We start from the raw sequence: 26363 nt of genomic DNA on the forward strand, positions 1-26363 counted from the left end.
TACAGTGCTTTATATAACACATGAATATCAATCGACCTGTCAGCGGCCTTTCTCCTGCATCCCTCATCGACCGCCTTGCAGCGGTGCGCAGCCGCCTGCGCGCGCTGATCGGGTGCCTGCCTGCCGACGGCTGGCTGGGGCCGCGCGCCGGCCATCTGAACCCGCCGTTGTGGGAGGTTGGGCATCTCGTCTGGTTCCAGGAACGCTGGTGCCTGCGCGAACGTGCCGACGGCGCGCGCGCGCCCAGCCTGCTGGCGGGCGCCGATGCCTTGTACGACTCTTCGGCCGTGCCGCACGACACGCGCTGGGATCTGCCCTTGCTGGACCCTGCCGCAGTCGACGACTACGCGCGCCGGGTGGCCGATGCCGTGGCTGCCCGCCTGCGCAACGAATTCGACGGGGACATCGCCTACTTCGCCGAGCTGTGTGTTTATCACGAGCTGATGCACATCGAAGCCTGGTGGATGGCGTTTCAGGATCTGGGCTATGCGCCCCCCGTCTGGCCGGAAATCGGCGGCGTGCAGTCGGCGCCGCGGCTGGGGTTTGCCAAAGGCGAGGTGGCGCTGGGCAGCGGAGCCGACGTGGGCTTCATTTTCGACAATGAAAAATGGCGTCACACGGTGCCGGTCGCCGCGTTTGATATCGACGCGAGCCCGGTGTCGGAGACGGCCTTCGCCGGATTCGTCGAGGCGGGTGGCTATCAGAATAAGTCAATGTGGTCGGCGGAGGGCTGGAACTGGCGCCAGCGCACCGACGCCCATCATCCGGTGTACTGGCGGCAAACAGACGATAGCTGGCAGGTGCGGCGCTTCGACCGCTGGCTGCCGTTGAATGCCGAGACGCCGATGCTGCATGTGAACCGCTTCGAGGCCGAAGCCTTCGCCGCGTGGCAGGGCCGACAGTTGCCGACCGCCGCGCAGTGGCTGCGCGCGACGGCGCATCCGGATTTTCAGTGGGGCAGGGCGTGGGAGTGGCTGCGCGACCCGTTCGCGCCGTATCCGGGCTTTGCGCCCGATCCGTATCACGATTATTCCGAGCCCTGGTTCCATACCCACGGCGAATTGCGCGGCGGCGGGCCGGTGACCGACCTTTCGCTCAAACGCGCCGGCTTCCGCAATTTCTACCTGCCCGAGCGGCGCGATCCGTTCGCGGGTTTCCGGACGGTGAGTCCGGCTTAGCCGCCGGTCATCGACATGAAGCGCAGGATCTTGTGCGGCGCTTCACGGAACTCGTGGCGCTCGGGCTTGAGGTTGATGGCGTGGACGATCGCCGCTTCCAGCTCGGCGTCGCTGCAGCCGCCGCGCAGCAGCGGGCGGAACTCGAATTTCTCGTCCTGCCCCAGGCACATGTATGCGGTGCCGTCGACCGCGACACGCACGCGGTTGCAGGTCTCGCAGAAGTGTTGCGAGATCGGCGTGATGAAACCGACGTTGAAACGGCCGTCGGCGCTGCCGAGATAGCGCGCGGGGCCGGCGCCGGGCAGCGTGGTTTCCATCAGATTGAACTGCCGGCGCAGGCGTTCCTTCACCGGCTGCAGGTCGAGGTATTCGGCGTTCTGCCCGGTGCTTCCCATCGGCATCGATTCGATCAGCCGCAGCACGAAGCCGCGCTGCATGCAGAACGCGACCATCTCGTCGATCTCGTCGTCGTTGCTGCCGGCGAGCGCGACCATGTTGAGCTTGATCGGCGAAAAGCCCGCTTCCTGTGCGGCGGCGAGGCCGGCCATCACCTTGGCCAGCACGTCGCGGCCGTTGATCTTTTCCACCCGCGCCTGCTGCAGCGAATCGAGGCTGACGTTGAGCCGTGTCACACCGGCGGCCTTCAAGGCCTCGGCGTGCTTGTCGAGCTGGGTGGCATTGGTCGACAGCGACAGGTCCTCGACGCCGGGCAGGGCAGCGATGCGCCTGGCCAGACCCGAAATGTCGCGTCGCAACAGCGGCTCGCCGCCGGTCAGGCGGATGCGGCTGACCCCGAGCCGGGCAAACGCGCCGACCAGGCGTTCGATCTCGTCGAAGTCGAGCCAGTGCTCGGGCTCCTCGAAACCCTGGAAGCCTTCCGGCATGCAGTAGCTGCAGCGCAGGTCGCAGCGGTCGGTGACCGACAGGCGCACGTAATCGATGCGGCGTCCGAACTGATCCTGAAGCGTGGCTGACATGATGGGCGTGGTGGATTGCCAGGGTGGGGTTATATATGAAAAAATATAACACAAGTCGGGATAACACAAATCAATGGGTCCGGATTCATGACAGGATTTGAACTTGCGCTATGGCTGATTCCTGCGTTTTTTGCAGGCGCGCTGCTGTACGCCACCGTCGGCCATGGGGGCGCGTCGGCTTATCTCGCGATCATGGCGCTGGCCGGCTTTGCGCCCGCCGAAATGAAGCCGGTCGCGCTGATGCTCAATGTCGTCGTCGCCGGCATCGGCACCTGGAAATATGTGCGGGCGGGCTGCTTCGATGTGCGGCTGCTTGGCTGGTTCGCGCTGTTTTCACTGCCGATGGCCTTCTGGGGCGGCGGTCTCAGCCTGCCGGACGCCTGGTTCAAGCCGGTGGTTGGCGTGGTGCTGCTGTTTGCCGCCTGGCGCATGCTGTCGCCCGCGATGGCGGTGCATGACAGCCAGGTCAAACGCGCGCCGCTGTTGGGTATCGCGCTGTCCGGCGGCGCGATGGGTTTTCTGTCGGGGCTGACCGGCGTCGGCGGCGGCATTTTCCTCAGCCCGCTGGTGCTGCTGCTGGGCTGGGCCAGCACGCGCGTGACCTCGGGGGTCGCGGCGGCCTTCATCCTGCTCAATTCGATCGCGGGTCTGGCCGGTTTTCTGGGGCAGGGCGCGCTGCCGCAAACCGAAGCGCTGCCGCTGTGGGCGCTTGCGGTGGCGGCAGGCGGTTGGCTCGGCGCGGAAATCGGCAGCCGCCGCATCCCACCGGCCTGGATCCGCAAAGCGCTTGCGCTGGTGCTGGCGATTGCCGGCAGCAAGCTCGCCTTTCTATGAAAGACTTCGGCATCGCAGGCTACAGCGGCAGCGGCAAGACCACGCTGATCGAACGCGTGCTGCCGCTGCTGATCGCGCGTGGGCTCAGGGTGGCGGTGATCAAGCACACCCACCACGACTTCGACATCGATCGCCCCGGCAAGGACAGCTGGCGCGCGCGCGAGGCAGGGGGGGCGGCGGTGCTGCTGGCGTCCGACCATCGCACGGCGCTGCTGACCGAACACCGCAACACGCCGCCTGAATTGAGCGCACTGCTGGACCAGCTGCCGCCGTGCGACCTGGTGCTGGTCGAAGGCTACAAGCGCTGCGCCATCCCCAAGCTCGAAGTGCACCGCGCCGAGACCGGCAAACCCTGGCTGTTCCCGGATGACCCGTCTATTCTGGCAGCGGCGTCTGACGTTGATCCGCCGCAGCCGATTCCCCGCATCGACCTCAATGCGCTTTCCCAACTCACGGACTTTATTGTTGACCATGCTCACAGCCACCCAACTGCTTGATGCCCTGCTCGAACGCGCCCGCGGCGCGACGGCAAGCGAAACCGTGTCGGTCACCGATGCGCTCGGACGCGTGCTCGCCGCACCGCAGACGTCTGCCATTACCGTGCCGCCGCTCGACAACAGCGCGATGGATGGCTACGCCGTGCGGGTGGCCGACGTGGCGGTCGCCGGCGTGCGCCTGCCGGTGTCACAGCGCATCCAGGCCGGTGCGGTCGGTGCGCCGCTGCAAGCCGGCACCGCCGCGCGCATCTTTACCGGCGCAGCGGTGCCGGCGGGCGCGGATGCGGTCTTGATGCAGGAATACTGCGGTCTCGAAGGCGACGAGGTCGTCATCCACGCGCAGCCGCACCCCGGCGAGAACATCCGCCGCGCCGGAGAAGACATCCAGGCCGGCGCGCAGATCCTCGCTGCCGGCACCCGCATCGGCGCAGCGGAGATGGGACTGGCGGCCTCGGTCGGGCTGGCCGAATTGCCGGTGTTCAGAAAACTCAAGGTCGCCTGCTTCTTCACCGGCGACGAACTGGTGACGCCGGGCGCGCCCCTGCTGCCCGGCCAGATCTACAACTCCAACCGCTATACGCTGACCGGACTAGTGAACGACCTCGGCTGCGAACTGATCGATCTCGGCATCGTGCCGGATACGCTCGAAGCCACCGAGTCCGCGCTGCTGCGTGCCGCCAGCCTGGCCGATGTCATCGTGACCAGCGGCGGGGTGTCGGTGGGCGAGGCGGATTATGTGAAGGCGGCTGTCGAGAAACTCGGCCGCGTCGAGATGTGGAAAGTCGCGATGAAACCCGGCAAGCCGCTCGTCTACGGGCGCGTGAAGAAGGCCGACTTCATCGGGTTGCCCGGCAACCCGGTATCGGCCTTCGTCACCTTCTGCCTGTTCGTGCGGCCCTTCCTGCTGAAGCGCATGGGCGCGGCCAATGTGCTGTACCGCGCGTTCGCCGCGCAGGCGGATTTCACCTGGCGCAAGCCGGGCGCGCGGCGCGAATTCCTGCGTGCGCAGTTGCAGGCCAACGGCAGGCTGGCGCTGTTCCCCAACCAGAGCTCGGGGGTGCTGACCTCGTGTGCCTGGGCCGACGGCCTGGTCGATCTCGAAATCGGCCAGACCATTCAGCCAGGAGATTGGGTACGTTTCATTCCCTTCTCGGAATTGCTGTCATGACCCTGCGCATTATTTACTTTGCCCGCCTGCGCGAACGCTTCGGCATGGCCGAGGAAAGCCTCGATTTCGCCGGCGTCACCGCCGCCGATCTGGTGGCGGCGCTGCAGGTGCGCGGCGGCGCGTGGGCGGAAGAACTGGCGGCGGGGCGGGCGTTCCGGGTCGCGGTCAACCAGGACATCGTTGCGCTCGACGCGGCGCTGCCGGACGGTGCCGAAGTTGCGATCTTCCCGCCGGTGACTGGAGGCTAGCCTGATGAAGATCGTCGTGCAAAGCGAGCCCTTCGACCTTGGCGCCGAAGTCGACGCGATGCGTGCCGGCCGCACCGACATCGGCGCCATCGCCAGCTTCGTCGGCCTTGCGCGCGACATGAACGCCGGCAGCGGGGTCGCGGCGATGACGCTGGAGCACTATCCGGGCATGACCGAGAAGGCGCTTGCCCGGCTGGTCGACGACGCCAACGCACGCTGGGCACTGCTCGATATCACCGTGATCCACCGCATCGGCCGCCTGCTGCCGGGCGACCCCATCGTGCTGGTGGCGGTAGCAAGCCCGCACCGCGGCGAAGCCTTCGCCGCCTGCGAATTCATCAAGGATTTCCTCAAGACCCAGGCGCCGTTCTGGAAGAAGGAAGAAACGCCCGAGGGCACGCGCTGGGTCGAAGCGCGCGCGAGCGACGACGCAGCGGCGGCACGCTGGTCGCGCGACTGATCGGCACCACGCCAGTACACGACAACCGTCCGGCGCACTAAGTCAGTGCCGCTTCCGATGCCTGTGCGCGGGCATCGTGTCAACGCGTCGATTCCCCGCAATCCCTTTATTCATCAGGCCTGAGCGGGCACGCACACGCGTTGCCCGGAAGTTGGCACGCGCGTTGCTACGTCATTACTCGTCATAACAAGTTCTGGAGTCTGACGCGAAATGGTGAAGCCACGGAAAACCCCCTCGCAACTGCTGCACGTGTCGCCGGTGCCGCTCTACACGCAAATCAAGGAGATCCTGCGCGACCGGATTCTCGACGGCAGCTACCAGGCGCACGAACAGATGCCGTCGGAAAGCGAGTTGATGAGCACCTTCGGCGTCTCCCGAATCACGGTGCGGCAGGCCCTGGGCGACCTGCAGAAGGAAGGCCTGATTTTCAAGATCCACGGCAAGGGCACCTACGTGTCCAAGCCGAAGGCGTTTCAGAACATCGCCGAACTGCAGGGCTTCGGCGAGGCGATGTCGAGCATGGGCTATGAGACCTTCTCGCGCGTGGTGAGCATCAAATCGATGCCCGCCGGTGCGACGGTCGGTGCCAGGCTGAACGCGGCGGACAGCGAGGAAATCGTCGAATTGCGCCGGGTGCGCTACCTCAATCGCGCGCCGATCTCGCTCGACGTGACCTATGTGCCCAAATCGATCGGCGAGCGCCTGGCGAAGGAAGACCTGGCGCATCGCGACATCTTCCTCATCCTCGAAAACGACTACGGCATTGCGCTCGGCGCGGCCGAGCTGCAGATCGAATCCATGCTGGCGGACGATTATCTGGCGCGCCAGTTGAAAGTGGAGGAGGGCGCGCCGGTCCTGCGGATCGAGCGCCTCACCCTCACCGCAGACGGTCGTCCGATCGATTTCGAATACCTCTATTACCGCGGCGATGCCTTCCAGTACCGGATGCGCATCGAGCGTTCCCACGTCTAGGAGATTTTCATGAGCGACATGTTTGCGGAAGTGGATGTGCTGGTGATTGGCGGCGGGACCGCGGGTCCGATGGCGGCCGTCAAGGCCAAGGAAAAAAATCCGGCGTTGAAGGTGATGCTGCTGGAAAAAGCCAACGTGAAGCGCAGCGGCGCGATCTCGATGGGCATGGACGGCCTCAACAACGCGGTGATTCCAGGGCACGCTACGCCCGAGCAGTACGTCAAGGAAATCACCGTCGCCAATGACGGCATCGTCAACCAGAAGACGGTGATGGCCTACGCGCAGGAAAGCTTCAACATGATCAACCAGCTCGACCGCTGGGGGGTGAAGTTCGAGAAGGACGAGACCGGCGACTACGCAGTGAAGAAGGTGCACCACATCGGCACCTACGTGCTGCCGATGCCGGAAGGCCATCACATGAAGAAGGTGCTGTATCGCCAGCTGAAGAAGGCGCGCGTCGAGATCACCAACCGCTACATGGCCACGCGCCTGCTGCTGGATGCAAACGGCGCGATCGCCGGCGCGATGGTGCTCGACACCCGCGAAGGCACGTTCGGCGTGATCCGTGCCAAGTCGGTGATCCTCTGCACCGGTGCGGCCGGCCGGCTCGGCCTGCCGTCCTCCGGCTATCTGTTTGGCACCTACGAGAATCCGACCAACGCCGGCGACGGCTATGCGCTGGCCTATCACGCCGGCGCAGAGCTCTCGGGCATCGAGTGCTACCAGATCAACCCGCTGATCAAGGACTACAACGGCCCGTCGTGCGCCTACGTCACCGGTCCCTTCGGCGGCTACACCGCAAACTCCAAGGGCGAGCGCTTCATCGAGTGCGACTACTGGAGCGGCCAGATGATGATGGAGTTCTACAAGGAACTCGAAGGCGGCAACGGCCCGGTTTTCCTCAAGATGGACCATCTGGCCGAGGAGACGATCGGCACCATCGAGCACATCCTGCACAGCAACGAGCGTCCGAGCCGGGGCCGTTTCCACGAAGGGCGGCATCTCGACTACCGCCAGGGCATGGTGGAAATGCACATCTCCGAAATCGGCCTGTGCAGCGGCCACTCGGCTTCCGGTGTGTGGGTGGATGAGCATGCGGCGACCACCGTGCCGGGCCTCTACGCCGCCGGAGACCTTGCCTGCGTGCCGCACAACTACATGCTGGGCGCCTTCGTCTACGGCCAGTTCGCAGGGCAGAGCGCGGCCGAGTACGCCATGTCGCATGAACTGCCGGCGGTCGATGACGTGCAGGTCGAGGCCGAGCGCAAGCGCGTGCTGGCGCCGCTGTCGGTGGTCGACGGCCTGCCGCCGGCCCAGGTCGAGTACAAGTTGCGCCGCTTCGTCAACGACTATCTGCAGCCGCCCAAGGTGACGAAGAAGATGGAAATCGGCCTCGACCGCTTCGCGGAAATTCGTGCCGACCTGGATTCCATGTCGGCAGCGAATCCGCACGAACTGATGCGGGCGATGGAAGTGCATTTCATCCTCGACTGCGCGGAGATGGCTGCCCACGCTTCCCTCTACCGCACCGAGTCGCGCTGGGGCCTCTATCACTACCGTGTCGAGCATCCAGAAAAGGACGACGCCGACTGGTTCTGCCACGCCCAGCTGAAGAAAAACGAGGCGGGTGAAATGACCTGCTTCAAGCGCCCCATCGAACCCTACATCGTCGAACTCGACGATGAGGAGAAGGATGCCTACAACCGCCTGCGTGTCGTCAAGCAGGCCGAAGCCGCCTAAGGAGAATTTTCATGCCCATGACCCTGAACCGGGTATCCGTGCCCGTGACCGTGGACGAGGACGCCTGCATCGCCGACAAGGGCTGCACGGTCTGCGTCGAATCCTGCCCGCTGGATCTGCTCGCCATCGATCTGTTGAAGAAGAAGGCGTTCATGAAATTCGACGAGTGCTGGTACTGCCTGCCGTGCGAGAAGGATTGCCCGACCCAGGCCATCCGCGTCGACATCCCCTACCTGCTGCGCTAGGAGCCCCGCATGATGCCTGCAACCTACCCCGCTGATCTGAAAAGCCGCCTGGCGAGCACCGACCCCGAGGTCCGACGCATTGCAGTCATGGATCTTCTGGACAGCGATGAGGACTCCATCGACCAGTACCTGCTCGATGCGCTGAAGGATACCGACGCCCAGGTGCGCGCCGAGGCGGCGCGCCTGCTCGAAGGCTACGAGACGCCCAAGGTGGTCGAGGGGCTGATCGGCGTGCTGGGTGACGACAGCGCCGAGGTGCGCGAAGCCGCTGCGATTTCGCTTTCCGAGCTGAAGGACGCCGCGATGGGGGACGAACTGTTGTCCGCGCTGCCCGCGTCATCGTCGCCCTACATGCTTGCGTCCCTGTTTCGTGCCCTGCGTGAACTGCGCCGACCGGAAGCCTTCGCGCCGGCACTGGCTGCGCTGGCCTCGGACGCGGCCGATGTCCGCTGTGCCGCGCTCGGCGTGCTGGGCTATCTGAAAAATCCGGCTGCGTTGCCGGAGATCGCGCGCATTGCCGGCAGCGATCCGGACGTGGAAGCCCGCCGCATCGCGGTTGGGGCGCTCGGCTTTGCCACTGAATCCGCTGCGGTGGTTCCGGCGATGACGCAGGCACTGGTGGATACCTCGTGGCAGGTGCGCGAGGAGGCGGCCGCCACGCTTGGCAAATTGCTCGCCGCCGAGGCCATCGACGATCTGATTGCCGCGATGGCCGATCCCTACTGGCAGGTGCGGATCAAGGCCGCGCGCAGCCTGGGGCGCCTGAAGGCGAAGCCGGCCCTGCCGGTGCTGATCGACGCGCTCGGCCACGAGATCAGCAACCTGCGCAAGGAAGCGGCCGTCGCCCTCGGCGAAGTCGGCGACAAGGCCGCCATTCCCGCGCTGGAAAAGGCGCTCGACGACAGCGATCCGGACGTGCGCAAGCTCGCGCGCCTGGCCCTGGCCCAACTCACGAAATGAGGAGCACGACATGACCTACGTTGTTGCGGAACCCTGCATCAAGTGCAAATACGGCGACTGTGTCCCGGTGTGCCCGGTGGATGCATTCCACGAGGGTCCGAATTTCATGGTGATCGACCCGGAGGAGTGTATCGACTGTTCGCTGTGCGTCGACGAGTGTCCGGCCGGTGCGATTTTTGACGAGGCCAAGTTGCCGGAGGCGTACGCGCGCTACGTCGCGCTGAACGCCGAACTGACGCAGGTGTGGCCGCTGATCAAGGACAAACCGGAGCCGCTTCCCGATGCGGATGCGTGGGTCGATACGCAGGACAAGTTTCAGTATCTGGAGAAGATGCAAGCCGCCTGACGCACGCGTCTGGTGCGCACGACGGCTGGCATGCACTGCCGTGGCCGGGGTTCGGCAGGCAGACCGATGCAAGAGTTTAAATAACGTGGTTTTCGGATGGCATAGAGATTGCTGAATAGCGTTGGATAACAAGTTGCAGTGAGCTCTCAATCAATTCAACAGGAAGGCAGGCACGACATGAACAGAACGCGCAGTTTCCCCACCCGAACGACACCCCCCCGAAAGATAACTGCCGCGCTGGCCTTGGTCGGCGTGCTGCTCGCGCCAGCCGCGTACGCGGACACCGTGACCGTCGGCATCGGCACGCAGAACACGACGACCAATACCGTGACCGCCGGCATCGTCATCGACAAGCTCGGCCTGCTGGACAAGTACCTGGCCGAACTGAAAAAGACGCCGAAGTACAAGGACATCGATTTCAAGCTCGACTGGCAGAACTTCACCTCGGGTCCGCCGGTGACCAACGGCATGGTGGCGAACAAGCTGCAGATCGGCATGATGGGCGACTACCCGCTGCTGGTGAATGGCGCGACCTTCCAGGCCGGCACCGAAACCAAGAGCGAGCTGATCGCACTGATTGCCTACAACAAGGATGGCGCCGGCAACGGCATGGTTGTGCACAAGGACTCGCCGTACTACGAACTGGCTGATCTCAAGGGCAAGAAGGTGTCGGTGCCGTTCGGCTCGGCTGCACACGGCATGCTGCTGAAGGCGATGGAGGACCGCGGCTGGAAGGAGGATTTCTGGGACCTCGCCAGCCAGAGCCCGGAAGTGGGGACCACTAACCTGCAGGAGCGCAAGCTCGACGGCCATGCCGACTTTGTGCCCTTCGCCGAACTGCTGCCCTACCGCGGTTTTGCGCGCAAGATCTTCGACGGCGTCGAGACCAAGGTGCCGACCTTCCATGGCATCGTGGTGCGCAAGGACTTCGCCGACAAGTATCCCGAGTTCGTGGTGGCCTACCTGAAGTCGCTGCTCGACGCGAATGACTGGGTGCGCAAGAACCCGGCCATGGCCGCGACCAAGATCGAGGAGTGGACCAAGATCGAGAAGGAAGTCGCCTACATGTTCCTCGGCCCCAGCGGCGTGCATACGCTCGACCCGACCATCAAGCCGAAGTGGATCGAGACCGTCAAGATCGGCCATGGCGTGCTGCAGCGCATGGGCCGGGTGAAGGACTTCAACGCCGGGATCTGGGGCAACGAGATCTTCATCCGGCAGGCGTTCAAGGAAAAGGGTCTCGACTACGACAAGCAGAAGGCGAGCTTTGCCGGCTATGAGATCAGCGGCACCGACCCGCTGTGCAAGAAACCAATCAGGAACCCGCGTGAAGGCGGCGAAGTCTGGGTCGAAGGCGGCGCCATCACGGCCTACAGCTCCACTTCCTGCACGCTCGCCGGGGTGAAGAAGGCGTTGTCCGAAGGCAAGAAGATCGGCGTGGCCTTCGTGTTCGACAAGACCACGGGGATCAAGCTGTTCGCGGACAAGGCGTTCTACGCGCTCAACGCCAAGGATCCGAAAAAGATCGAGATCGTGCCCTTCCTGCTGAAGAAAGATGCCGAAGCCTGGGCAGCCAAGGGCGGCGGCCGGCTTGCCACCTACACGGAAGTGTTGGCTGTCGCGAAAGTCGGGGGGTAAATCATGCGACCCGCAACCAGCCTGAACATCGTGACCGATCCAGCCGCTGACGCAGCGGAAGGGCCGAACCTGGCACTTGCACCCAAGCCCGGCGTCCTGCCGAAGGCCATCCTCGCGCCAGCGCAGGCGGCCGAGGTGCCGGCCCGGCGCGTCGCAGCCTGGTTGCGGAGCGCACTTCCAAAATTGCTGATGACGACGCTGTCGCTGGGAATGTTCATCGCCTTCTGGTACTTCGCCACCAAGTACAAGCTGGATTTCTACATCCGCTTCAACAATATCCCGAGCCCTGGCGAGGTATGGGAGAACGCGGCCTATCTGGCGCAAAGCGACAAGTTCTACAACAACATGTACGTCAGTCTGCGGCGGATTCTGATCGGCTTCGGCATCGCCACCGTGCTGGGCGTGGCGCTGGGGCTGCTGATCGGCCAGTACCGTCTCGCACGCGGCCTGCTGTTCCCGCTGTTCGAGACCCTGCGGCCGATCCCGGCGATCGCCTGGGTGCCGATGGCCATCATGCTGTGGCCCACCAACGAAACCAGCATCGTGTTCATCACCTTTCTGGGTTCGTTCTTTCCGATCCTGCTCAACACCATTCACGGCGTGAACAGTGTCGACCCGGTACTGTTGCGTGCGGCGCGCTGCCTGGGCACGTCCGAATTCGGCCTGCTGCGCCAGGTCGTCCTGCCGGCTTCCCTGCCGCACATCTTCACCGGACTCGCCATCGGCATGGGCGTGGCCTGGGTGTCGCTGATCGCCGCCGAGATGATCTCGGGCCAGTTCGGCATCGGCTATTTCACCTGGGAAGCCTATTCGCTGATCGAATACGCCGACATCGCCATTGGCATGATCGTAATCGGCGTGCTCGGCCTGCTGTGCAGCGGCGCCATCCGCATCCTGGGCAACATGCTGATGCCCTGGATGGCGGGTTCCCAACATGGAGGACAGAAATGATGAGCCCAACCGACGACACCCCCAGTGCCACCGGCCATATCCTGATCGATCATCTGCGTGTCCGCTTCGGCAGCAAGGCGGCCGCGGTGGAGGCGGTGAGCGATGTCTCGATGGAAGTGAAGCCAGGCGAATTCGTCTCCATCATCGGCCCCTCGGGCTGCGGCAAGTCGACCCTGCTCAACGTGGTGGCCGGCTTCGTCCAGCCGAGCGAGGGCACGGTGAGCATGGACGGCAAGCCGACCGACAAGCCGAGTGCCGACCGCGGCATGGTGTTCCAGCAGTACTCGCTGTTCCCCTGGCTCACCGTGCGCAAGAACGTCGAGTTCGGTCTCAAGCAGAAGGGGCTGGACGCCAATCACCGCGAGGAGGCGGCGCGCACGCTGCTCGGCCTGGCCGGCCTGCTCGCGTTCGAGAACCACTATCCGGACCAGCTCTCCGGTGGCATGAAGCAGCGCGTCGGCATCGTCCGCGCGCTGGCCACCAGTCCGCAGGTGCTGCTGATGGACGAGCCCTTCGGCGCGCTCGACGCACAGACCCGGGTGGTGATGCAGCAGATTCTCACCAACATGTGGCAGCGCTTCCGCATCTCGGTGCTGTTCATCACGCACGACATCGACGAGAGCATTTTCCTGTCGGATCGGGTTTATGTGATGACCGCACGCCCAGGGATGATCAAGGCCGAGATCCCGATTCCGCTGCCGCGGCCGCGTACGCCTGACATGGCGCTGAGCCCGGAGTATCTGCAGATCAAGCAGCAGTTGCGGGAGCTGATCACCGAGGAAAGTCTCAAGGCGATGGGCGGCGAGCTGAAGGACAGCGGGCTGGCGGGCTTCGACATCGAGGTCGGACCGAAGGGCGTCGCGGAACTGGTCTGAACATCGGGCCGGCATGCCGGCCTGTTGTTCTCCCCATCTTGTTATGACATGTACTGCAATGTGGAAAGGATGCGCCATGACGTCGACCCTGAAACTGGATCTTGAGGGATTCGATTACGCGGATATCTACCAGGCGGCGCAGCTCCCGCTTCTGGATGCACGCTTCGACGCCTGGCTTGCAGGACGCGACGACGCACTCGCAGCGCGCTACCGCGACTACCGCAAGGGCGGGGCGCTGGCCGGCCCCGAGGAATCGAGCCTGCTGATTGCCGTGGCGCGCGAACTGGAGGATTTCCTGGTGGCGGCGTTCGGTGTCGGCCCTTCGCGTGACAGCCTGCGCGCCGAACAGGAACGCGACGCGGTCGTGCATGCCTTCAAGCGCGAATTCGTCAAGCGCCGCATCCGCAAAAAACGCAGCGCGCCGACACGGGATTTTGCCGAACTCGACGCCCTGATCCCGGCGCAGCCGCAGGCCGACCGCGAGTGGTGCGTCGCCCGCTTCTGGGCCGAGACTTCGCAGGCCGGCAACGCTGAGCAGCTGGCGCTGCTGGAGGAATGGCTGCATGCCGCCTGCCACAGCGACGCCGGCCGGGCGGCCACGTCAGGCTGGGTCAGCCTCGCCCTGCCGCAGACCACCGATTACTTCAAGCTGGTGCCGATCGTGGCGGTCCCGGCTGACAATACGGGCCGCGTGCAGGGGGCCGCCGACGCACGCCGACGCGACGGCTTCGATCTCACCGACACCCGTCCGGGCCTGCGCCACGCGATGGATCAGGTGGATTACTGCGTGTACTGCCATGACCATTCGGGCGACTTTTGTTCGCGTGGATTTCCTGCGAAGGAGGGTGAAGGCTTTCGCAGCAATCCGCTGGAGGTTCCACTGACCGGCTGCCCGCTGGAAGAGCGCATTTCGGAAGCCCATGTGCTGAAGCGCGACGGCTACTCCCTGGGCGCGCTGGCGATGATCATGCTGGACAATCCGCTGCTGCCCGCCACCGGGCACCGCATCTGCAACGACTGCATGAAAAGCTGCATCTACCAGAAGCAGGATGCGGTGAACATTCCCGAAATCGAGACGCGCATCCTCACCGACGTGCTGGACTGGCGCTGGGGCTTCGAGCTCTATTTCACGCTGACGCAATGGAATCCGCTCAACCGCGCGCGGCCGTACCGCCTGCCATACAACGGCCGCAATACGCTGTGCGTCGGTGCCGGGCCGGCCGGCTTCAATCTCGCGCACCATCTTTTGCAGGAAGGCTTCGGCGTGGTCATCGTCGACGGCCTCAAGATCGAACCGCTGCCCCCCGAACTGTTTGAAGCCAATGGACGGCCGACGCGTCCGGTGGAACACGTCACCGACCTGTACCAACCGCTCGACTCGCGCATCAATTCTGGCTTCGGCGGCGTTGCGGAATACGGCATCACGGTGCGCTGGGACAAGAATTTCCTGACGCTGATCCGGCTGGTGCTCGAGCGCCAGCCCGCCTTCCGCGTCTACGGCGGCATCCGCCTCGGCGGCACGATCATGCTGGAAGACGTGCCTGCGCTCGGCTTCGATCACGTAACGCTTGCGACCGGCGCCGGTCGCCCCACGGTACTGCCGGTGCGCAACAACATGGCACGCGGCATGCGCCAGGCGAGCGATTTCCTGATGGCGCTGCAGCTTACCGGCGCGGCCAAGCGCGATAGCCTCGCCAACCTGCAGGTGCGCCTGCCGGCAGTGGTGATCGGCGGCGGCCTCACCTCGATCGACACCGCTACCGAAGTGCAAGCCTATTACGTCCGCCAGGTGGAGAAGGTGCTGGCGCGCTGGGAAGCAGTCGGCGAAGCCCGTGCTGGTCTGTTCGACGCCTACGAGCGGGGCGTGCTGGATGAATTCCTGGCGCACGGCCGGGCGGTGCGTGCCGAGCGCGAACGCGCGCTGGCCGTCGGCGAATTGCCCGATTTCACGCCGCTGATCCGCGCCTGGGGCGGCGTCACCGTCGTCTACCGCCGCTCCATGGCCGACTCTCCGGCCTACCTGCGCAACCACGAAGAAATCATCAAGGCACTGGAGGAGGGCATCTTCTACGCTGAACGGCTGGAGCCGAGCGAGGCCGTGCTCGACGAACACGACCACGTGCAGCAGCTGCGCTGCGTGCACACCGACAGCGGCGAGACGGTCACGCTGCCGGCGCGCGCAGTGCTGGTGGCCGCCGGCAGCATCCCCAACACCGTGTACGAGCGCGAGCATCCGGGCACCTTCGAAATGGATGGCAAGTATTTCGCCGCCTATCGCATCGACGCCGCCGGGAGCATGGTGCGGGTGCCCACGACGGGGCATTGCAAGGGGGAGCAGCCGGGCTTCTTTACTTCGTATAGTGCGGGCGAGCTCAAGGTGTCCTTCGTTGGCGACAACCACCCCTGGTACCACGGCAGCGTGGTGAAGGCGATGGCGTCGAGCAAGCATGCGGCGCGCGATATCACCGCGCTGCTGCTGGGGCGCGATTCGCAAGCGGCGTCCGCAACCGATCAACGCACATTCGATGTCTTCGCGGCGTCACTCGATGCGGCACTGTGTCCCGAAGTGGTCGCGGTCGAGCGCCTGGCGCCGCATCTCACCAGCCTGACCGTGCGCGCGCCGCAGGCGACGAAGCACTGGCTGCCGGGGCAGGTGTACCGGCTGCAGAATTTCGAACAGCACGCGGAACACGTGGCGGGGCAGATGCTGGCAATGGAGGGCATGGCCATCGATGGCGTGCATGTGGACAAGGCGCGCGGCGAGGTGCAGCTGCTGATCAACAGCGTCGGTGTGTCGAGCCGGATCGCCGCGTCGCTCAAGCCCGGCACGCGCGTGATCCTGATGGGTCCGACCGGGACTGGCCTGCCGGTGCCGGAAAACGCGACCGTGACGGTGGCGGGCGGGCACTCCGCCGTGACCAGCACCGTGGACGGCGCGGCGGTGTGGCGCGCGGCCGGCAACCGCATCGTGTTCATCGGGCACTTCCGCAACACCGAGCGGGCGCGGGCCGTGCAGCGCGTCATCGAGATCCTCACGGACCAGGCGATCTGGGTGCTGGACGAAGGCCCGGCGCTGACCCTGCGGCGGCAGCAGGACGCCTGCTTCGTGCATGGACTGGACGAGTTTCTGCAGTCCTGCGCCGAGATGGACGCGCCCTTTACCGACTGGGTGCGTCAGACCGACCAGTTCATTCTGTCGGATCATCCGGAATCGATGGAGACCTTCCGCAGGCGCCTGCGTGCCGAGCTGAAACCTTCTTTGAAACCCGGCTTCAATGCGATCGCGGCGGTGAACAGTCCGATGCAATGCATGATGAAGGAAGTGTGCGCGCAGTGCCTGTGCCGGCACGTGGACAGCACGACCGGCGAGCCGTCCAAATTTGTCTTTTCCTGCTTCAACCAGCATCAACCCCTGTTCGAACTCGACTTCGCGAACCTGCAGGCGCGCCAGGGACAAAACAGCGTTCAGGAGAAAATATCCAATGCCTGGCTGGGGTATCTGATGGATGGAAAGCGGGAGGCCATGGTGTCGGACACCGATCCGGCGTGCGCGGGATGCTGTGAAGCGGCCGGTGCGCCTGTGGGGGAAGGCGAAGCAACATGAATGCTGAAGCCTCCGGGGCCGCCCATCCCCGGAGGGCTGCCTTATTTGAACCGGGTGTTGTCTGGCAGCGGACAGGCGTCCGCGTTCCGTCGCCATAGACGGCGCACCTTCAGAAACCCGCGGTAGCCCCCTTCTAGTCCGTGCACGATCCCCGGCAGCGCAGCCACGCGGCCCGCGAGGCGAAACGCCGGAAGCGTCTGCCACAGCGCGGCGAACGCACGCGCCCCCGACACCAGCAGGCCATCCGACCTGCGTGCGTGCAGGCGGGCCGTGGCTGCCGCGCGGCTCAAATCCGTTCCCAGATCCTCATCAGTGCAGTGCGCCAGATTGACCCAGCGGATGCGCCCGGCGCCGCGCCGGCGCTGGTAGAAGCCGATCTCGCGCGTGCATACCGGGCAGCCGCCGTCGTAATACACGGTGAGCAGGGATGGGGTCTCTGAATTCATGAGGGGAGGGGCGCCTGACTGTCGAGGATGTCTGTTCGAGTCGGCAGGTTGGGATTGGGTTCATTCGCAACGCGCTTGACAATGGTTCTAACACGAACTATATTTGGTTCGTGTTAGAACCAAGTGAGCGCGTGATGAGCCAGTCAGCCGACTTCCTGCCGACCATGCAAGCCCTGGTGAAGTGCTATCAGGCCTTCGAGGCCTATTCTGCTGCGGACATCCGTGCGCTGGGCCTGACGCCGCCGCAGTTCGACGTGATTGCCACGCTCGGCAACACGCCGGGCATGACATCGACCGAACTGGGCGAAAAGACGTTGATCACCAAGGGCACGCTGACCGGCGTGGTCGACCGTCTGGCCGATCGCGGCTGGGTTAAACGCACCGCGCATGAAAGCGACCGCCGCTGCCAGATCGTCCGTCTGACGAAGGCGGGCGAGGCCTTGTTTGCCAAAGTGTTTCCTGCGCACATGGCGCATCTCGACGCCTGCTTTGCCGGCGCGAGCGCCGCCGAGCACACGCGCTGGCAGGCCGCGTTGCGTAGCCTGGAACAGGTGTTCAGGAAGGAGACGACATGAGCGCTTCGAATCGCTATTCGACGACCGCGATCCTGCTGCACTGGCTGATGGCACTGCTGATTTTTACCACGTTCCCGCTGGGCCTCTACATGGTCGACCTGCCGCTGTCGCCCGACAAGCTCAAGCTCTACAGCTATCACAAATGGATCGGCGTCACGGTCTTTCTGCTGATCGCGATCCGCCTGGCGTGGCGGGCGACGCACACGCCGCCGCCGCTGCCGGACGGCATCGTCGTCTGGCAGCGCCGCGCCAGCCGCATCGCGCATGGCCTGCTGTATGTGCTGATGATCGCGATTCCACTGTCGGGCTGGCTGATGAGTTCGGCCAAGGGTTTCCAGACCGTATGGTTCGGCGTGCTGCCGCTGCCCGACCTGCTCGACAGGAACCGCGAGCTGGGCGACCTGCTTGCAGGGGTGCACAAGGCGCTGAACTTTAGCTTGCTGGCGCTGGTCATCCTGCACGTGGGCGCGGCACTCAAACACCATTTCATCGAACGCCAGCCCTTCCTGCAACGCATGGGCTGGAGCAGAAAGGAGCGCACATGAAACTCAACGCAATGATCGTGCTGGCCGCACTGGCTACGCCGATGGCACACGCGGTGGAATACCGCACGGTGCTGCCGAAGCAGAGCGCGGTCCAGTTCGAATTCCGCCAGATGGGCGTGCCGGTGAAGGGGCACTTCAAGCGCTTTGCCACCGAGATGGCGTTCGACCCGGCCAAGCCTGAGGCCGCGCGCGCGCGAATCGAGATCGACCTTGCCAGCATCGACGCCGGCTCGGCCGAAGCCGACGAGGAGTCCGCCGGCAAGCTGTGGTTCAACCGCAGCGTGTACCCCAAGGCCGTGTTCGTCTCCAGCGCAGTGCGCGCGCTCGGCAACAACCGTTTCGAATTGCGCGGCACGCTGACGCTTAAGGGCACCACCCGCGACATGACGATCCCGGTCAGCTACACCCCCGGCGCAAACGCCGCCACCTTCGACGGCGGCTTCGCGCTCAGGCGCCTCGACTTCGGCATCGGCGAAGGCATGTGGACGGACGTCAGTGCCGTCGCCAACGAAGTCCAGGTCAAATTCCGCATTGCCGCCACCGGCAACTAACCCACTGTTCATTCCTAAAGGAGTCACATATGAAACGTCTCGCCCTTGTCACCGCCCTGGCCGCCCTGGCCGTGACCGCCCACGCTGCGCCGGTGACCTACACCATCGACAACAGCCACACCTATCCGCATTTCACCTACAACCACCTGGGCTTCTCCAACCAGACCCACAAATTCGACAAGACCACCGGCACCGTGGTGCTCGATCGCGCCGAGCAAGTCGGCTCGGCCATCGTGACCATCGACGCCAACTCGGTCAACACCGGCTATGCGCTGTTCAACGAACACCTGCGGGCCGCCGATTTTTTCGACACGGAAAAGTACCCGACGATCACGTTCAAATCGGACAAGATGGCGTTTCGCGGTGACCAGCCGATCTACATGGTGGGCGACCTGACGATCAAGGGGGTGACCAAACAGGTGACGCTCGAGATCACCCACTTCAAGTGCCAGCCGCATCCGATGAAGAAGGTAGAGGCCTGCGGTGCCAACGCGACCACCCAGATCAAGCGCTCGGAATTCAACATGGGCAAAAACGCGCCTTTCGTCAGTGACGACGTCACGCTGACCATCGCGATCGAGGCGGTCAGGGAACAGTCGACCGCCCAATAACCCGACGCCGAAAGCGGGGCCGGACGTGCGCGCGTGATCGCGGCATGTTCGGCCTTTTTTGTGTTTTGCGGACCTGGCATGGCCTGGTCGGGGCTTGCCGAAAGGTCGCCCCGTTCGACGCAGCGTGTTGGATTTACATCGATTTGCGCCTGTTTCCGGAAAAAACCAGGACCCTCGTAAACACACAACCCATTGTTTTATTTAAATATTGCGTGTTTGCGCCTGAGTTGAACGGCGTGGCATGGCAGTTGCAGGAAATCTGCACTGCTCCTTGAAGTAGCGACATCCCAGGAGTGGCATGGCGGCATCGCCGCCAGAGAGAAGTATCCGGGTGTTCATTCACACAAGGAGCTCAGATGAAACGTCTTGCCACGTTGACCGCGCTTGTTGCCTTTGCCGCCGCCGCCCAGGCTGCGCCTGAAACCTATGTCATCGATAACAGCCAGACCTCGTCCCTGTTCAGCTATCGCGCGCTGGGGCTGTCGAACCAGACGCACCGCTTCGAAAAGATCAGCGGCAAAGTGGTGTTCGATCATGCCGCCAGGACCGGTTCGGCCGATGTGATGATCGATGCGACCTCGGTGAACACCGGCAATTCCCTGTTGGACGAGCATATCCAGGCCGCGGATTTCTTCGACACCGCCAATCATCCGGCAATCATTTTCAAGTCCACCCGAATGACGCTGGATGGCGAGCAACCGAGCATGTCGGGCAACTTGACGATCAAGGGCGTGACCCGTCCGGTGACGCTTGCCGTCAGCAACTTCCAGTGCATGCAGGATCCCAGCTTCAAGCTGGAGTCCTGCGGCGCCCAGGCAACCGTCACGATCAGGCGTTCGGATTTCAATATGGGCAAGCACGCGTTCCTGGTCAGCAACGACATCACGCTGAATCTGGCAATCAAGGCGGTCAAGCCGCAGCCTGTCCTGCAGGTGGCAAGCCGCGATCCAGGCCGGTAAAAGGACTAAAATGGCGTTTTGCTGGTCGGAACGCCATCTTGCAACCCCATCAACTTGAACTGCTCGCGCCCGCGCGCGACGCCGATATCGGCATGGAAGCTGTCAACCACGGCGCCGATGCGGTGTACATCGGCGGGCCGTCGTTCGGCGCGCGCGCGGCCGCCTCCAACGACATCGCCGATATTGCGCGACTGGTCCAGCACGCACGCCGCTTCAACGCGCGCGTGTTTGTTACCCTCAACACCATCCTCACCGACGACGAACTGGAACCGGCACGCCAGCAGATTTGGCAGCTGTACGATGCAGGCGTCGACGCGCTGATCATCCAGGACATGGGTCTGCTGGAACTCGACCTGCCGCCGATCCAGCTGCATGCGAGCACCCAGACCGACATCCGCACGCCGGAAAAGGCCGTGTTCCTGCAGGACGTGGGCCTGAACCAGATCGTGCTCGCGCGCGAGCTCGACCTTGAGCAGATCGCCGCGATCCGTGCCGCCACGCGGCCAGAAACGACCCTGGAATTCTTTGTCCACGGCGCGCTGTGCGTCGCCTACAGCGGTCAGTGCTACATCAGCCACGCCCACACCGGGCGCAGCGCCAACAGGGGCGACTGCTCGCAGGCCTGCCGCCTGCCGTACCAGGTCACTGACATGGAAGGCCGCATCGTCGCGCACGACAAGCATGTGCTGTCGATGAAGGACAACAACCAGAGCGACAACATCGAGGCGCTGATCGACGCCGGCATCCGCAGCTTCAAGATCGAGGGGCGCTACAAGGACATGGGCTATGTGAAGAACATCACCGCCCATTACCGCACGCTGCTCGACGAACTCATCGAGCGCCGCCCCGAGTTCGCGCGCGCCTCCAGTGGCCGCACCACATTTGCCTTCACCCCCGACCCCAACCAGAACTTCAACCGCGAATTCACCGACTATTTTGTCGGCGGACGCAAGGACGACATCGGCGCCTTCGACACGCCGAAGAACCCCGGTCTGCAGGTCGGCTACGTCAGCAAGGTCGGCGACAAATGGGTCGAGCTGCAGACTGACTCGCCTGACATCATGCTGAACAACGGCGATGGCCTCTGCTACTACACCCTGCAGAAGGACCTGGCCGGCCTCGCGATTAACCGCGCCGAGAAGGTGGGCGAGGGCATCTGGCGCGTGTTCCCGAAGGACCCGATGGCAAGTTTTCGCGACCTGCGCGCCGGTACGCTGGTGAACCGCAACCGCGACATGAACTGGACCCGTCTGCTCGACAAGGCGTCGAGCGAACGCCGCATCGGCGTGTGGCTGCGGCTGGACGAAACCGCCGGGGGGTTCGCACTGACGCTGACCGACGAGGACGGCAACACGGCGACCGCAGAAGCCGCGCACGCGAAGGAAGCGGCGAAAGACGCCGCCAAGGCCGAGGCCACGCTGCGCGAGCATCTGGGCAAGCTCGGCACCACGCCGTTTGCGGCGATGGGCATTGCGCTGGAGCTGACCCAGCCCTGGTTTGTGCCGGCGTCCTTCCTCAATGCGCTACGCCGCGATGCCGTCGCCGCGCTGGAAGCCGTGCGTACCGCCGCGTACCTGCGCCCACCGCGCGCGCAACCGGCCGAGCCGCCGGCGATCTACCCCGAGGACACGCTGAGTTATCTCGCCAACGTCTACAACCACAAGGCGCGCGACTTCTACGCGAAGCACGGCGTGCAGGTGATCGCCGCCGCCTACGAAAGCCACGAGGAAACCGGCGAAGTCTCGCTGATGATCACCAAGCACTGCGTGAGGTTTTCGTTGAGCCTGTGCCCCAAGCAGGCCAAGGGCGTCACCGGCGTGCAGGGCACCGTGCGTGCGGCGCCGCTGACGCTGATCAACGGCAGCGAAAAGCTGACCCTGCGCTTCGACTGCAAGCCCTGCGAGATGCATGTGATGGGGAAACTGAAACCGGCGGTCGTCAAGGCCAGCGCGCCGCTGAACTTCTACAAGTCGCGTCCTTAAAGACTGTCGGCGAGTTTTTCCATGAAGGCGGTGTGCTTGGTCTCGGCCTTGTGAAACGCCGCGATCAGGCGTTCCGCATCGTCGGTCAGGCGGCTGCCGGAGGGCCCGCTTTCCACCAGCGGCGACTGCCAGGCGGTATTCATCGCATCCACCGCATCCCATGCGGCCTTGTAGCTCATTTTCATCGCCTTGGCGGCTTTCGAAATGGAGCCGGTTTCGCGGATGCGGTGCAGCAGTTCCACGCGGCCGCGGCCGAGAAAATTCCTGCCGTCGAGCGTCAGCCAGAAACGGCCGTCTGCCTTGAGTTGCGCTGTCTTGTGAGGTTTGACCATGCGGCGAGTGTAGCAAAAGCCCATTGCCGTTTGACGGCGAGCGGTTGAAAATCAGGCTTTGCCATTCCGGATGACCGACATGAAAAAATTCATTGCCGCATGCGCGCTGCTGTGTCTGCCCTTTGCCGCACTGGCCGGCGAGAAATATGCCGTGACCTTCAAGTCCCAGGGCGCCTACCAGGACGTGCGGGACAACCTGCAGATGGCGATCGAGGGCAAGGGCCTGAAGATTACCAACACCAACCACATTGCCGACATGCTGAACCGCACCGGCAAGGACATCGGCGAAACCAAAGTGGTGTACGAGAACGCAGAGCAGTTCGAATTCTGTAGCGCCACCGTATCGCGCCACATGATGGAAGCCGATCCGCATTCGATCGTCATGTGTCCGTACAGCATCGTGGTCTACAAGGTGCCGGGCGACAAAAACGTCTACCTGTCCTATCGCAAGCCGGCCGCCACTCGCAATGCCGCGCTGAAGAAGTCGCTGGACGAGCTGGAAAAGCTGCTCGGCGACATCATCAAGGACGCGATGTAGGTCTGGTCGGCTCGTCGCTGAACCCGGCGCCCCCGCAATTCACTCCGGAGGGATTGAAGGCATGACGGGTGAATCGATGAAGCGATCCCGTTCCACACCCCTGGCCGTCCTGTTAGGCCTGCTTTCGCTGCTGCTCGGTGCGTCCGATGCGGCGGCCTTCGCGCGTGAAGCGTGGGAACGCGAGGGCTGGATCACCGAATTCGATACGGGTTTGCAGCGGGCGCGCGCGACCCGCACACCCGCCTTCGTTTACTTCGATGCTCAATGGTGCAGCTGGTGCCAGCAGTACAAGCGCGACAGCCTCGACCAACCCGCAGTACGCACGGCACTGGCGCGCGGTTTCATCCGCATCGCGGTGGATTCCGACGCCCGTCCGGATCTGATGCGCCGCTTTGGCGCCAAGGGTCTGCCGTTTACCTTGGTGCTGGCACCGGACGGCCGCGTGCTCAAGCATTTTGTCGGCGTGATGCCGACGCGCGATCTGGTGAGTCTGCTGGGCAGCGTGGTGCAGTCCGCGCAGCCGCCCGCCGCGGGAGTGCCAGCACCCGCTGAAATCCTGCATCAGGTGAAGACGATCGATCGCCGCGGCTACGCGGCGTTTCGTGCCGCCTATCTGCAGCACCTGGAGTCCCTTTACGACCCTGCGCGCGAAACGCTGTTCGGCCAGTTCGACAGCGGCGTGACCTTCCGGCGCACTGCCGTGCTGGCGTGGATCGATCTGCTGGAGCAGGGCCGCTGGCGCGAACGGGTCCGGCACGCGGCGCGGGCGGATCGCGATCGGCTGTGGGACCCGGTTGACGGCGGCTTTTTCAATTTCATCGATCCGACGCGCGACGAGTATCTCGAAACCTCCAAGCTGCTCGAGCTCAATGCCTGGATGGCCGCCTGGCAGGCGCAGGTCGGGGTGCACGATCCGCAGGCGCGGCAGCGTGCCCTGCTGGCCTGGCGCTACCTGCGCGAGGTGCTGTGGGACAGGCGGGACGGAGGATTCTTCCAGGCGCAACAGGCGGACAACGCGTACTACGCGCTCGCGCCCGCCGAGCGCGCGCGTCGGCATGCGCCGCCGGTCGATCGCGCCAAGCGTGCCGACACCAACGCGCAGGCGGTGTGGGCGCTGCTGTGTCTGGCGCATTTCAGCGGCGAACGGGAAGCGGTCGATTACGCCGCACAGACCATGGATTTCCTGCTGCGCGAACTGTGGCACGACGGCCGCCTGTATCACTTCTGGCGCGACGGGCAGCGGTCCGCGCCGGACCAGCCGCACAGCTGGTTCTGGGTGCTCGCGGCAGGCGCCGAGATCGAGCGGGTGCGGCCGGACCGCACGCGCCGCGATCGACTCGCCGCCGTTGCCGGCATGGCCGGGCGCTGGCTTGAAGCGCGCATGCGCGACGCGTCCGCATTCCCGCTCGACAACGAACTGGCCGGCCTGATTGCCCGCACCGCCGGCCAGACGGCGCTGTATCCGAAGCTTCCGGCCGGCGCGCGCGGATGGGCGCTGAGGCAGCTGCGCATCGAGGTGGAGACGCCACCGGATGAACCGGTCGTCGGACTGTGGGCATGGCAAATGGGCCTCGACAGTGGGCGTGTGCGTCCCGATTGAAACGGCGGGGCGGGTGCTGCGTGGCTGCGCACATCGCGCGGCCCTCGGCTAGAATCTGCGCATGACATCCGCCGCCTGCTGCCCACCATGACTGCCTTCCTTGCCATTGGCGTGGGCGCCGCCATCGGCGCCTGGCTGCGCTGGGGACTGGGACTCTGGCTCAACCCGCTGTTTCCCTCGCTGCCGCTCGGCACGCTGGCCGCCAATCTGGTCGGCGGCTATTTCGTCGGCCTCGTCATCGCCTGGTTTGCCGAGCATCCGGGAGTGCCGCCGGAAGCGCGGCTGTTCCTGATCACCGGCCTCTTGGGCGGGCTGACCACCTTTTCCACCTTCTCCGCCGAAGTCGTCACTGCGCTGATGCGCGGTCTGTGGCTTTCCGGCGGCCTGATTGCCGCCGCGCACATGACGGGTTCGTTTCTCGCCACCGGGCTGGGCTTTTATTCGATGAGGCTTTTCAAATGAACGCGGTCTGTCTGCAGGTGTTTGTGTCCGAAGCCAGCCGCCATCACGGCAAGCTGAGCTACGAATGGCTGCTCGATGCCGCGCAGACGCTCGGCGTCAGCGGCGGCTCGGTGTTTCGCGCGATTGCGGGCTTTGGCCGTCACGGGCGGCATGACGCGGGATTCTTCGAACTGGCGGGCGAGCTGCCGGTGGTGGTGGAGTTTTTCGTCGAGGTGGAAATGGCCGACCGGCTGCTGCAGGTCATTGCCGACGCCGATCTGAAACTGGTCTACGCAAAACTGCCGGCGGACATCGGCGTCACGGCCCGCTAGGCGTGCTCGAGCAGCTGATCCTGTTCGTCGCCGCGCTGGCGGCGAATTTTTTTTCGGCGCTGTCCGGCGGCGGCGCCGGACTGATCCAGTTGCCCATCCTGATTTTTCTCGGGCTGCCGTTTGCGGTGGCGCTCGCCACCCACAAGGTCGCCAGCGTCGCGCTCGGGCTGGGCGCGACACTCAGGCACCTGAAGGAATCGCATCTCGAACGCCGCTTTTCACTGATCATCCTGGGCGCCGGTCTGCCGGGCGTGGTGCTGGGGGCGGTGACTATCCTGCAGATTCCCGAGCGCGTCGCTACGCTGGCGCTGGGTGTGCTGACGCTGGGCCTCGGGCTGTATTCGGTGTTCAAGCCCCGACTCGGCATGGAGCATGCTCCGCTCAACCGACAGGGTTGGGGACTGGCCGGCGGCATGGCGGGGCTGTTCGTGGTCGGCTTTCTCAACGGCTCGATCGCCAGCGGCACGGGCCTCTTTCTGACGCTGTGGCTGATCCGCTGGTTCGGCCTCGACTACACCCGTGCGGTGGCCTATACGCTGATCCTGTGCGGGCTGGTGTGGAACGGCACCGGCGCGCTGGTGCTGGGCGTGATCGGCACGGTGGCGTGGGACTGGATGCCGGCGCTGCTGGCCGGCTCGATCATCGGCGGCTATCTGGGCAGCCACCTGGCGATCAAGAAGGGCAATCTGTGGGTCAAGCGGGCGTTTGAAATCGTGACCATCCTGATCGGCATCAAGCTGATTGCGGGTTGATCCGGT

The 26363-nt window shown here is 64.4% G+C and carries 29 protein-coding genes; 26 read left to right on the forward strand and 3 right to left on the reverse strand.

The annotated features are described in order from the left end of the window. Window positions 1-20: 20 nt before the first annotated feature. Complete coding sequence (senA, locus tag Q8R61_RS03835; RefSeq protein ID WP_305534396.1) at window positions 21-1178, forward strand: selenoneine synthase SenA; 1158 nt, start codon at window positions 21-23, stop codon at window positions 1176-1178. On the opposite strand, the gene moaA is transcribed toward senA, so the two are convergent. Beyond that, the gene (gene moaA / locus Q8R61_RS03840; RefSeq protein ID WP_305534398.1) at window positions 1175-2155 is read right to left on the reverse strand and encodes a GTP 3',8-cyclase MoaA; all 981 of its coding nucleotides are present in this window, start codon (window positions 2153-2155) and stop codon (window positions 1175-1177) included. The genes senA and moaA overlap by 4 nt on opposite strands. 87 nt (window positions 2156-2242) lie before the next feature. Here moaA and Q8R61_RS03845 point away from each other — a divergent pair, with 87 nt between their 5' ends. The 14 genes from Q8R61_RS03845 to Q8R61_RS03910 all read left to right on the forward strand — a co-directional run bounded on the left by Q8R61_RS03845 (window position 2243) and on the right by Q8R61_RS03910 (window position 16693). Further along, window positions 2243-2989, forward strand: a complete 747-nt coding sequence (locus tag Q8R61_RS03845; protein WP_305534400.1) for a sulfite exporter TauE/SafE family protein — start codon at window positions 2243-2245, stop codon at window positions 2987-2989. Beyond that, window positions 2986-3486 (forward strand): molybdopterin-guanine dinucleotide biosynthesis protein B, encoded by a 501-nt coding sequence (gene mobB / locus Q8R61_RS03850; RefSeq protein WP_305534402.1) that lies wholly within the window; start codon window positions 2986-2988, stop codon window positions 3484-3486. The genes Q8R61_RS03845 and mobB overlap by 4 nt, the downstream gene beginning before the upstream one ends. Next, complete coding sequence (gene glp, locus Q8R61_RS03855) at window positions 3461-4654, forward strand: gephyrin-like molybdotransferase Glp (protein ID WP_305534707.1); 1194 nt, start codon at window positions 3461-3463, stop codon at window positions 4652-4654. The genes mobB and glp overlap by 26 nt, the downstream gene beginning before the upstream one ends. Then, on the forward strand, window positions 4651-4902 hold the full coding sequence (moaD, locus tag Q8R61_RS03860) for a molybdopterin converting factor subunit 1 (protein ID WP_305534404.1): 252 nt from the start codon (window positions 4651-4653) through the stop codon (window positions 4900-4902). Before glp ends, moaD begins: the two co-directional genes overlap by 4 nt. A 4-nt stretch (window positions 4903-4906) precedes the next feature. Next, complete coding sequence (gene moaE, locus Q8R61_RS03865; RefSeq protein WP_305534406.1) at window positions 4907-5362, forward strand: molybdopterin synthase catalytic subunit MoaE; 456 nt, start codon at window positions 4907-4909, stop codon at window positions 5360-5362. A gap of 210 nt (window positions 5363-5572) precedes the next feature. Beyond that, window positions 5573-6334 (forward strand): GntR family transcriptional regulator, encoded by a 762-nt coding sequence (locus tag Q8R61_RS03870; RefSeq protein ID WP_305534408.1) that lies wholly within the window; start codon window positions 5573-5575, stop codon window positions 6332-6334. A gap of 9 nt (window positions 6335-6343) precedes the next feature. Continuing rightward, window positions 6344-8074, forward strand: a complete 1731-nt coding sequence (locus tag Q8R61_RS03875) for a fumarate reductase/succinate dehydrogenase flavoprotein subunit (protein ID WP_305534410.1) — start codon at window positions 6344-6346, stop codon at window positions 8072-8074. A gap of 11 nt (window positions 8075-8085) precedes the next feature. Then, entirely contained in the window at window positions 8086-8319 is a 234-nt protein-coding gene (locus tag Q8R61_RS03880; protein WP_305534412.1) for a ferredoxin family protein, read from the forward strand. 9 nt (window positions 8320-8328) lie between these two features. Then, complete coding sequence (locus tag Q8R61_RS03885; RefSeq protein ID WP_305534414.1) at window positions 8329-9279, forward strand: HEAT repeat domain-containing protein; 951 nt, start codon at window positions 8329-8331, stop codon at window positions 9277-9279. A 10-nt stretch (window positions 9280-9289) separates the two neighbouring features. Then, window positions 9290-9625: a ferredoxin FdxA gene (gene fdxA / locus Q8R61_RS03890; protein WP_305534417.1), complete on the forward strand. Its 336-nt coding sequence runs from the start codon at window positions 9290-9292 to the stop codon at window positions 9623-9625. A gap of 177 nt (window positions 9626-9802) precedes the next feature. Then, window positions 9803-11263, forward strand: coding sequence for an ABC transporter substrate-binding protein (locus tag Q8R61_RS03895; protein ID WP_305534419.1), 1461 nt, complete (start codon window positions 9803-9805; stop codon window positions 11261-11263). A 3-nt stretch (window positions 11264-11266) separates the two neighbouring features. Continuing rightward, on the forward strand, window positions 11267-12214 hold the full coding sequence (locus Q8R61_RS03900; RefSeq protein ID WP_305534421.1) for an ABC transporter permease: 948 nt from the start codon (window positions 11267-11269) through the stop codon (window positions 12212-12214). After that, entirely contained in the window at window positions 12211-13089 is an 879-nt protein-coding gene (locus Q8R61_RS03905; RefSeq protein WP_305534423.1) for an ABC transporter ATP-binding protein, read from the forward strand. Before Q8R61_RS03900 ends, Q8R61_RS03905 begins: the two co-directional genes overlap by 4 nt. 76 nt (window positions 13090-13165) lie before the next feature. Beyond that, entirely contained in the window at window positions 13166-16693 is a 3528-nt protein-coding gene (locus Q8R61_RS03910) for an FAD-dependent oxidoreductase (RefSeq protein ID WP_305534425.1), read from the forward strand. Between the two features lie 41 nt (window positions 16694-16734). On the opposite strand, the gene Q8R61_RS03915 is transcribed toward Q8R61_RS03910, so the two are convergent. Then, a complete protein-coding gene (locus tag Q8R61_RS03915) occupies window positions 16735-17139 on the reverse strand; it encodes a thiol-disulfide oxidoreductase DCC family protein (protein ID WP_305534427.1) in 405 nt (134 codons plus the stop codon). Between the two features lie 134 nt (window positions 17140-17273). Between Q8R61_RS03915 and Q8R61_RS03920 the strand changes: the two genes are divergently transcribed. The 6 genes from Q8R61_RS03920 (at window position 17274) to Q8R61_RS03945 (ending at window position 22362) form a co-directional block, all read left to right on the forward strand. Further along, a complete protein-coding gene (locus Q8R61_RS03920; protein WP_305534429.1) occupies window positions 17274-17714 on the forward strand; it encodes a MarR family winged helix-turn-helix transcriptional regulator in 441 nt (146 codons plus the stop codon). Beyond that, entirely contained in the window at window positions 17711-18259 is a 549-nt protein-coding gene (locus tag Q8R61_RS03925) for a cytochrome b (RefSeq protein WP_305534431.1), read from the forward strand. The genes Q8R61_RS03920 and Q8R61_RS03925 overlap by 4 nt, the downstream gene beginning before the upstream one ends. Continuing rightward, entirely contained in the window at window positions 18256-18810 is a 555-nt protein-coding gene (locus Q8R61_RS03930; RefSeq protein WP_305534432.1) for a YceI family protein, read from the forward strand. The genes Q8R61_RS03925 and Q8R61_RS03930 overlap by 4 nt, the downstream gene beginning before the upstream one ends. 29 nt (window positions 18811-18839) lie before the next feature. Beyond that, window positions 18840-19421, forward strand: coding sequence for a YceI family protein (locus Q8R61_RS03935; RefSeq protein ID WP_305534433.1), 582 nt, complete (start codon window positions 18840-18842; stop codon window positions 19419-19421). Between the two features lie 356 nt (window positions 19422-19777). Then, window positions 19778-20380, forward strand: a complete 603-nt coding sequence (locus tag Q8R61_RS03940) for a YceI family protein (protein ID WP_305534435.1) — start codon at window positions 19778-19780, stop codon at window positions 20378-20380. Window positions 20381-20472: 92 nt separating this feature from the next. Then, on the forward strand, window positions 20473-22362 hold the full coding sequence (locus Q8R61_RS03945; protein WP_305534709.1) for a U32 family peptidase: 1890 nt from the start codon (window positions 20473-20475) through the stop codon (window positions 22360-22362). Here the strand turns inward: Q8R61_RS03945 and Q8R61_RS03950 are convergent. Continuing rightward, complete coding sequence (locus Q8R61_RS03950) at window positions 22359-22694, reverse strand: winged helix-turn-helix domain-containing protein (RefSeq protein WP_305534437.1); 336 nt, start codon at window positions 22692-22694, stop codon at window positions 22359-22361. The two genes, Q8R61_RS03945 and Q8R61_RS03950, sit on opposite strands and share 4 nt — an antisense overlap. A 79-nt stretch (window positions 22695-22773) precedes the next feature. Between Q8R61_RS03950 and Q8R61_RS03955 the strand changes: the two genes are divergently transcribed. The 5 genes from Q8R61_RS03955 to Q8R61_RS03975 all read left to right on the forward strand — a co-directional run bounded on the left by Q8R61_RS03955 (window position 22774) and on the right by Q8R61_RS03975 (window position 26357). Beyond that, a complete protein-coding gene (locus Q8R61_RS03955; RefSeq protein WP_305534438.1) occupies window positions 22774-23232 on the forward strand; it encodes a DUF302 domain-containing protein in 459 nt (152 codons plus the stop codon). Window positions 23233-23308: 76 nt separating this feature from the next. Beyond that, window positions 23309-24832: a thioredoxin family protein gene (locus Q8R61_RS03960; RefSeq protein WP_305534440.1), complete on the forward strand. Its 1524-nt coding sequence runs from the start codon at window positions 23309-23311 to the stop codon at window positions 24830-24832. Window positions 24833-24919: 87 nt separating this feature from the next. Further along, window positions 24920-25294, forward strand: a complete 375-nt coding sequence (gene crcB / locus Q8R61_RS03965) for a fluoride efflux transporter CrcB (RefSeq protein WP_305534442.1) — start codon at window positions 24920-24922, stop codon at window positions 25292-25294. Continuing rightward, on the forward strand, window positions 25291-25605 hold the full coding sequence (locus Q8R61_RS03970) for a DUF190 domain-containing protein (RefSeq protein ID WP_305534444.1): 315 nt from the start codon (window positions 25291-25293) through the stop codon (window positions 25603-25605). Before crcB ends, Q8R61_RS03970 begins: the two co-directional genes overlap by 4 nt. A 2-nt stretch (window positions 25606-25607) precedes the next feature. Next, window positions 25608-26357 (forward strand): sulfite exporter TauE/SafE family protein, encoded by a 750-nt coding sequence (locus Q8R61_RS03975; RefSeq protein WP_305534446.1) that lies wholly within the window; start codon window positions 25608-25610, stop codon window positions 26355-26357. Window positions 26358-26363 lie beyond the last annotated feature (6 nt).

Source organism: Thiobacillus sp., from assembly GCF_030696885.1.
GTDB lineage: Bacteria > Pseudomonadota > Gammaproteobacteria > Burkholderiales > Thiobacillaceae > Thiobacillus.

Bases quoted from the DNA above. Each gene is read 5' to 3' on its own strand.
- senA (WP_305534396.1), top strand. From the start codon at position 21: ATGAATATCAATCGACCTGTCAGCGGCCTTTCTCCTGCATCCCTCATC.
- moaA (WP_305534398.1), bottom strand. From the start codon at position 2,155: ATGTCAGCCACGCTTCAGGATCAGTTCGGACGCCGCATCGATTACGTG.
- Q8R61_RS03845 (WP_305534400.1), top strand. From the start codon at position 2,243: ATGACAGGATTTGAACTTGCGCTATGGCTGATTCCTGCGTTTTTTGCA.
- mobB (WP_305534402.1), top strand. From the start codon at position 2,986: ATGAAAGACTTCGGCATCGCAGGCTACAGCGGCAGCGGCAAGACCACG.
- glp (WP_305534707.1), top strand. From the start codon at position 3,461: ATGCTCACAGCCACCCAACTGCTTGATGCCCTGCTCGAACGCGCCCGC.
- moaD (WP_305534404.1), top strand. From the start codon at position 4,651: ATGACCCTGCGCATTATTTACTTTGCCCGCCTGCGCGAACGCTTCGGC.
- moaE (WP_305534406.1), top strand. From the start codon at position 4,907: ATGAAGATCGTCGTGCAAAGCGAGCCCTTCGACCTTGGCGCCGAAGTC.
- Q8R61_RS03870 (WP_305534408.1), top strand. From the start codon at position 5,573: ATGGTGAAGCCACGGAAAACCCCCTCGCAACTGCTGCACGTGTCGCCG.
- Q8R61_RS03875 (WP_305534410.1), top strand. From the start codon at position 6,344: ATGAGCGACATGTTTGCGGAAGTGGATGTGCTGGTGATTGGCGGCGGG.
- Q8R61_RS03880 (WP_305534412.1), top strand. From the start codon at position 8,086: ATGCCCATGACCCTGAACCGGGTATCCGTGCCCGTGACCGTGGACGAG.
- Q8R61_RS03885 (WP_305534414.1), top strand. From the start codon at position 8,329: ATGATGCCTGCAACCTACCCCGCTGATCTGAAAAGCCGCCTGGCGAGC.
- fdxA (WP_305534417.1), top strand. From the start codon at position 9,290: ATGACCTACGTTGTTGCGGAACCCTGCATCAAGTGCAAATACGGCGAC.
- Q8R61_RS03895 (WP_305534419.1), top strand. From the start codon at position 9,803: ATGAACAGAACGCGCAGTTTCCCCACCCGAACGACACCCCCCCGAAAG.
- Q8R61_RS03900 (WP_305534421.1), top strand. From the start codon at position 11,267: ATGCGACCCGCAACCAGCCTGAACATCGTGACCGATCCAGCCGCTGAC.
- Q8R61_RS03905 (WP_305534423.1), top strand. From the start codon at position 12,211: ATGATGAGCCCAACCGACGACACCCCCAGTGCCACCGGCCATATCCTG.
- Q8R61_RS03910 (WP_305534425.1), top strand. From the start codon at position 13,166: ATGACGTCGACCCTGAAACTGGATCTTGAGGGATTCGATTACGCGGAT.
- Q8R61_RS03915 (WP_305534427.1), bottom strand. From the start codon at position 17,139: ATGAATTCAGAGACCCCATCCCTGCTCACCGTGTATTACGACGGCGGC.
- Q8R61_RS03920 (WP_305534429.1), top strand. From the start codon at position 17,274: ATGAGCCAGTCAGCCGACTTCCTGCCGACCATGCAAGCCCTGGTGAAG.
- Q8R61_RS03925 (WP_305534431.1), top strand. From the start codon at position 17,711: ATGAGCGCTTCGAATCGCTATTCGACGACCGCGATCCTGCTGCACTGG.
- Q8R61_RS03930 (WP_305534432.1), top strand. From the start codon at position 18,256: ATGAAACTCAACGCAATGATCGTGCTGGCCGCACTGGCTACGCCGATG.
- Q8R61_RS03935 (WP_305534433.1), top strand. From the start codon at position 18,840: ATGAAACGTCTCGCCCTTGTCACCGCCCTGGCCGCCCTGGCCGTGACC.
- Q8R61_RS03940 (WP_305534435.1), top strand. From the start codon at position 19,778: ATGAAACGTCTTGCCACGTTGACCGCGCTTGTTGCCTTTGCCGCCGCC.
- Q8R61_RS03945 (WP_305534709.1), top strand. From the start codon at position 20,473: ATGGAAGCTGTCAACCACGGCGCCGATGCGGTGTACATCGGCGGGCCG.
- Q8R61_RS03950 (WP_305534437.1), bottom strand. From the start codon at position 22,694: ATGGTCAAACCTCACAAGACAGCGCAACTCAAGGCAGACGGCCGTTTC.
- Q8R61_RS03955 (WP_305534438.1), top strand. From the start codon at position 22,774: ATGAAAAAATTCATTGCCGCATGCGCGCTGCTGTGTCTGCCCTTTGCC.
- Q8R61_RS03960 (WP_305534440.1), top strand. From the start codon at position 23,309: ATGAAGCGATCCCGTTCCACACCCCTGGCCGTCCTGTTAGGCCTGCTT.
- crcB (WP_305534442.1), top strand. From the start codon at position 24,920: ATGACTGCCTTCCTTGCCATTGGCGTGGGCGCCGCCATCGGCGCCTGG.
- Q8R61_RS03970 (WP_305534444.1), top strand. From the start codon at position 25,291: ATGAACGCGGTCTGTCTGCAGGTGTTTGTGTCCGAAGCCAGCCGCCAT.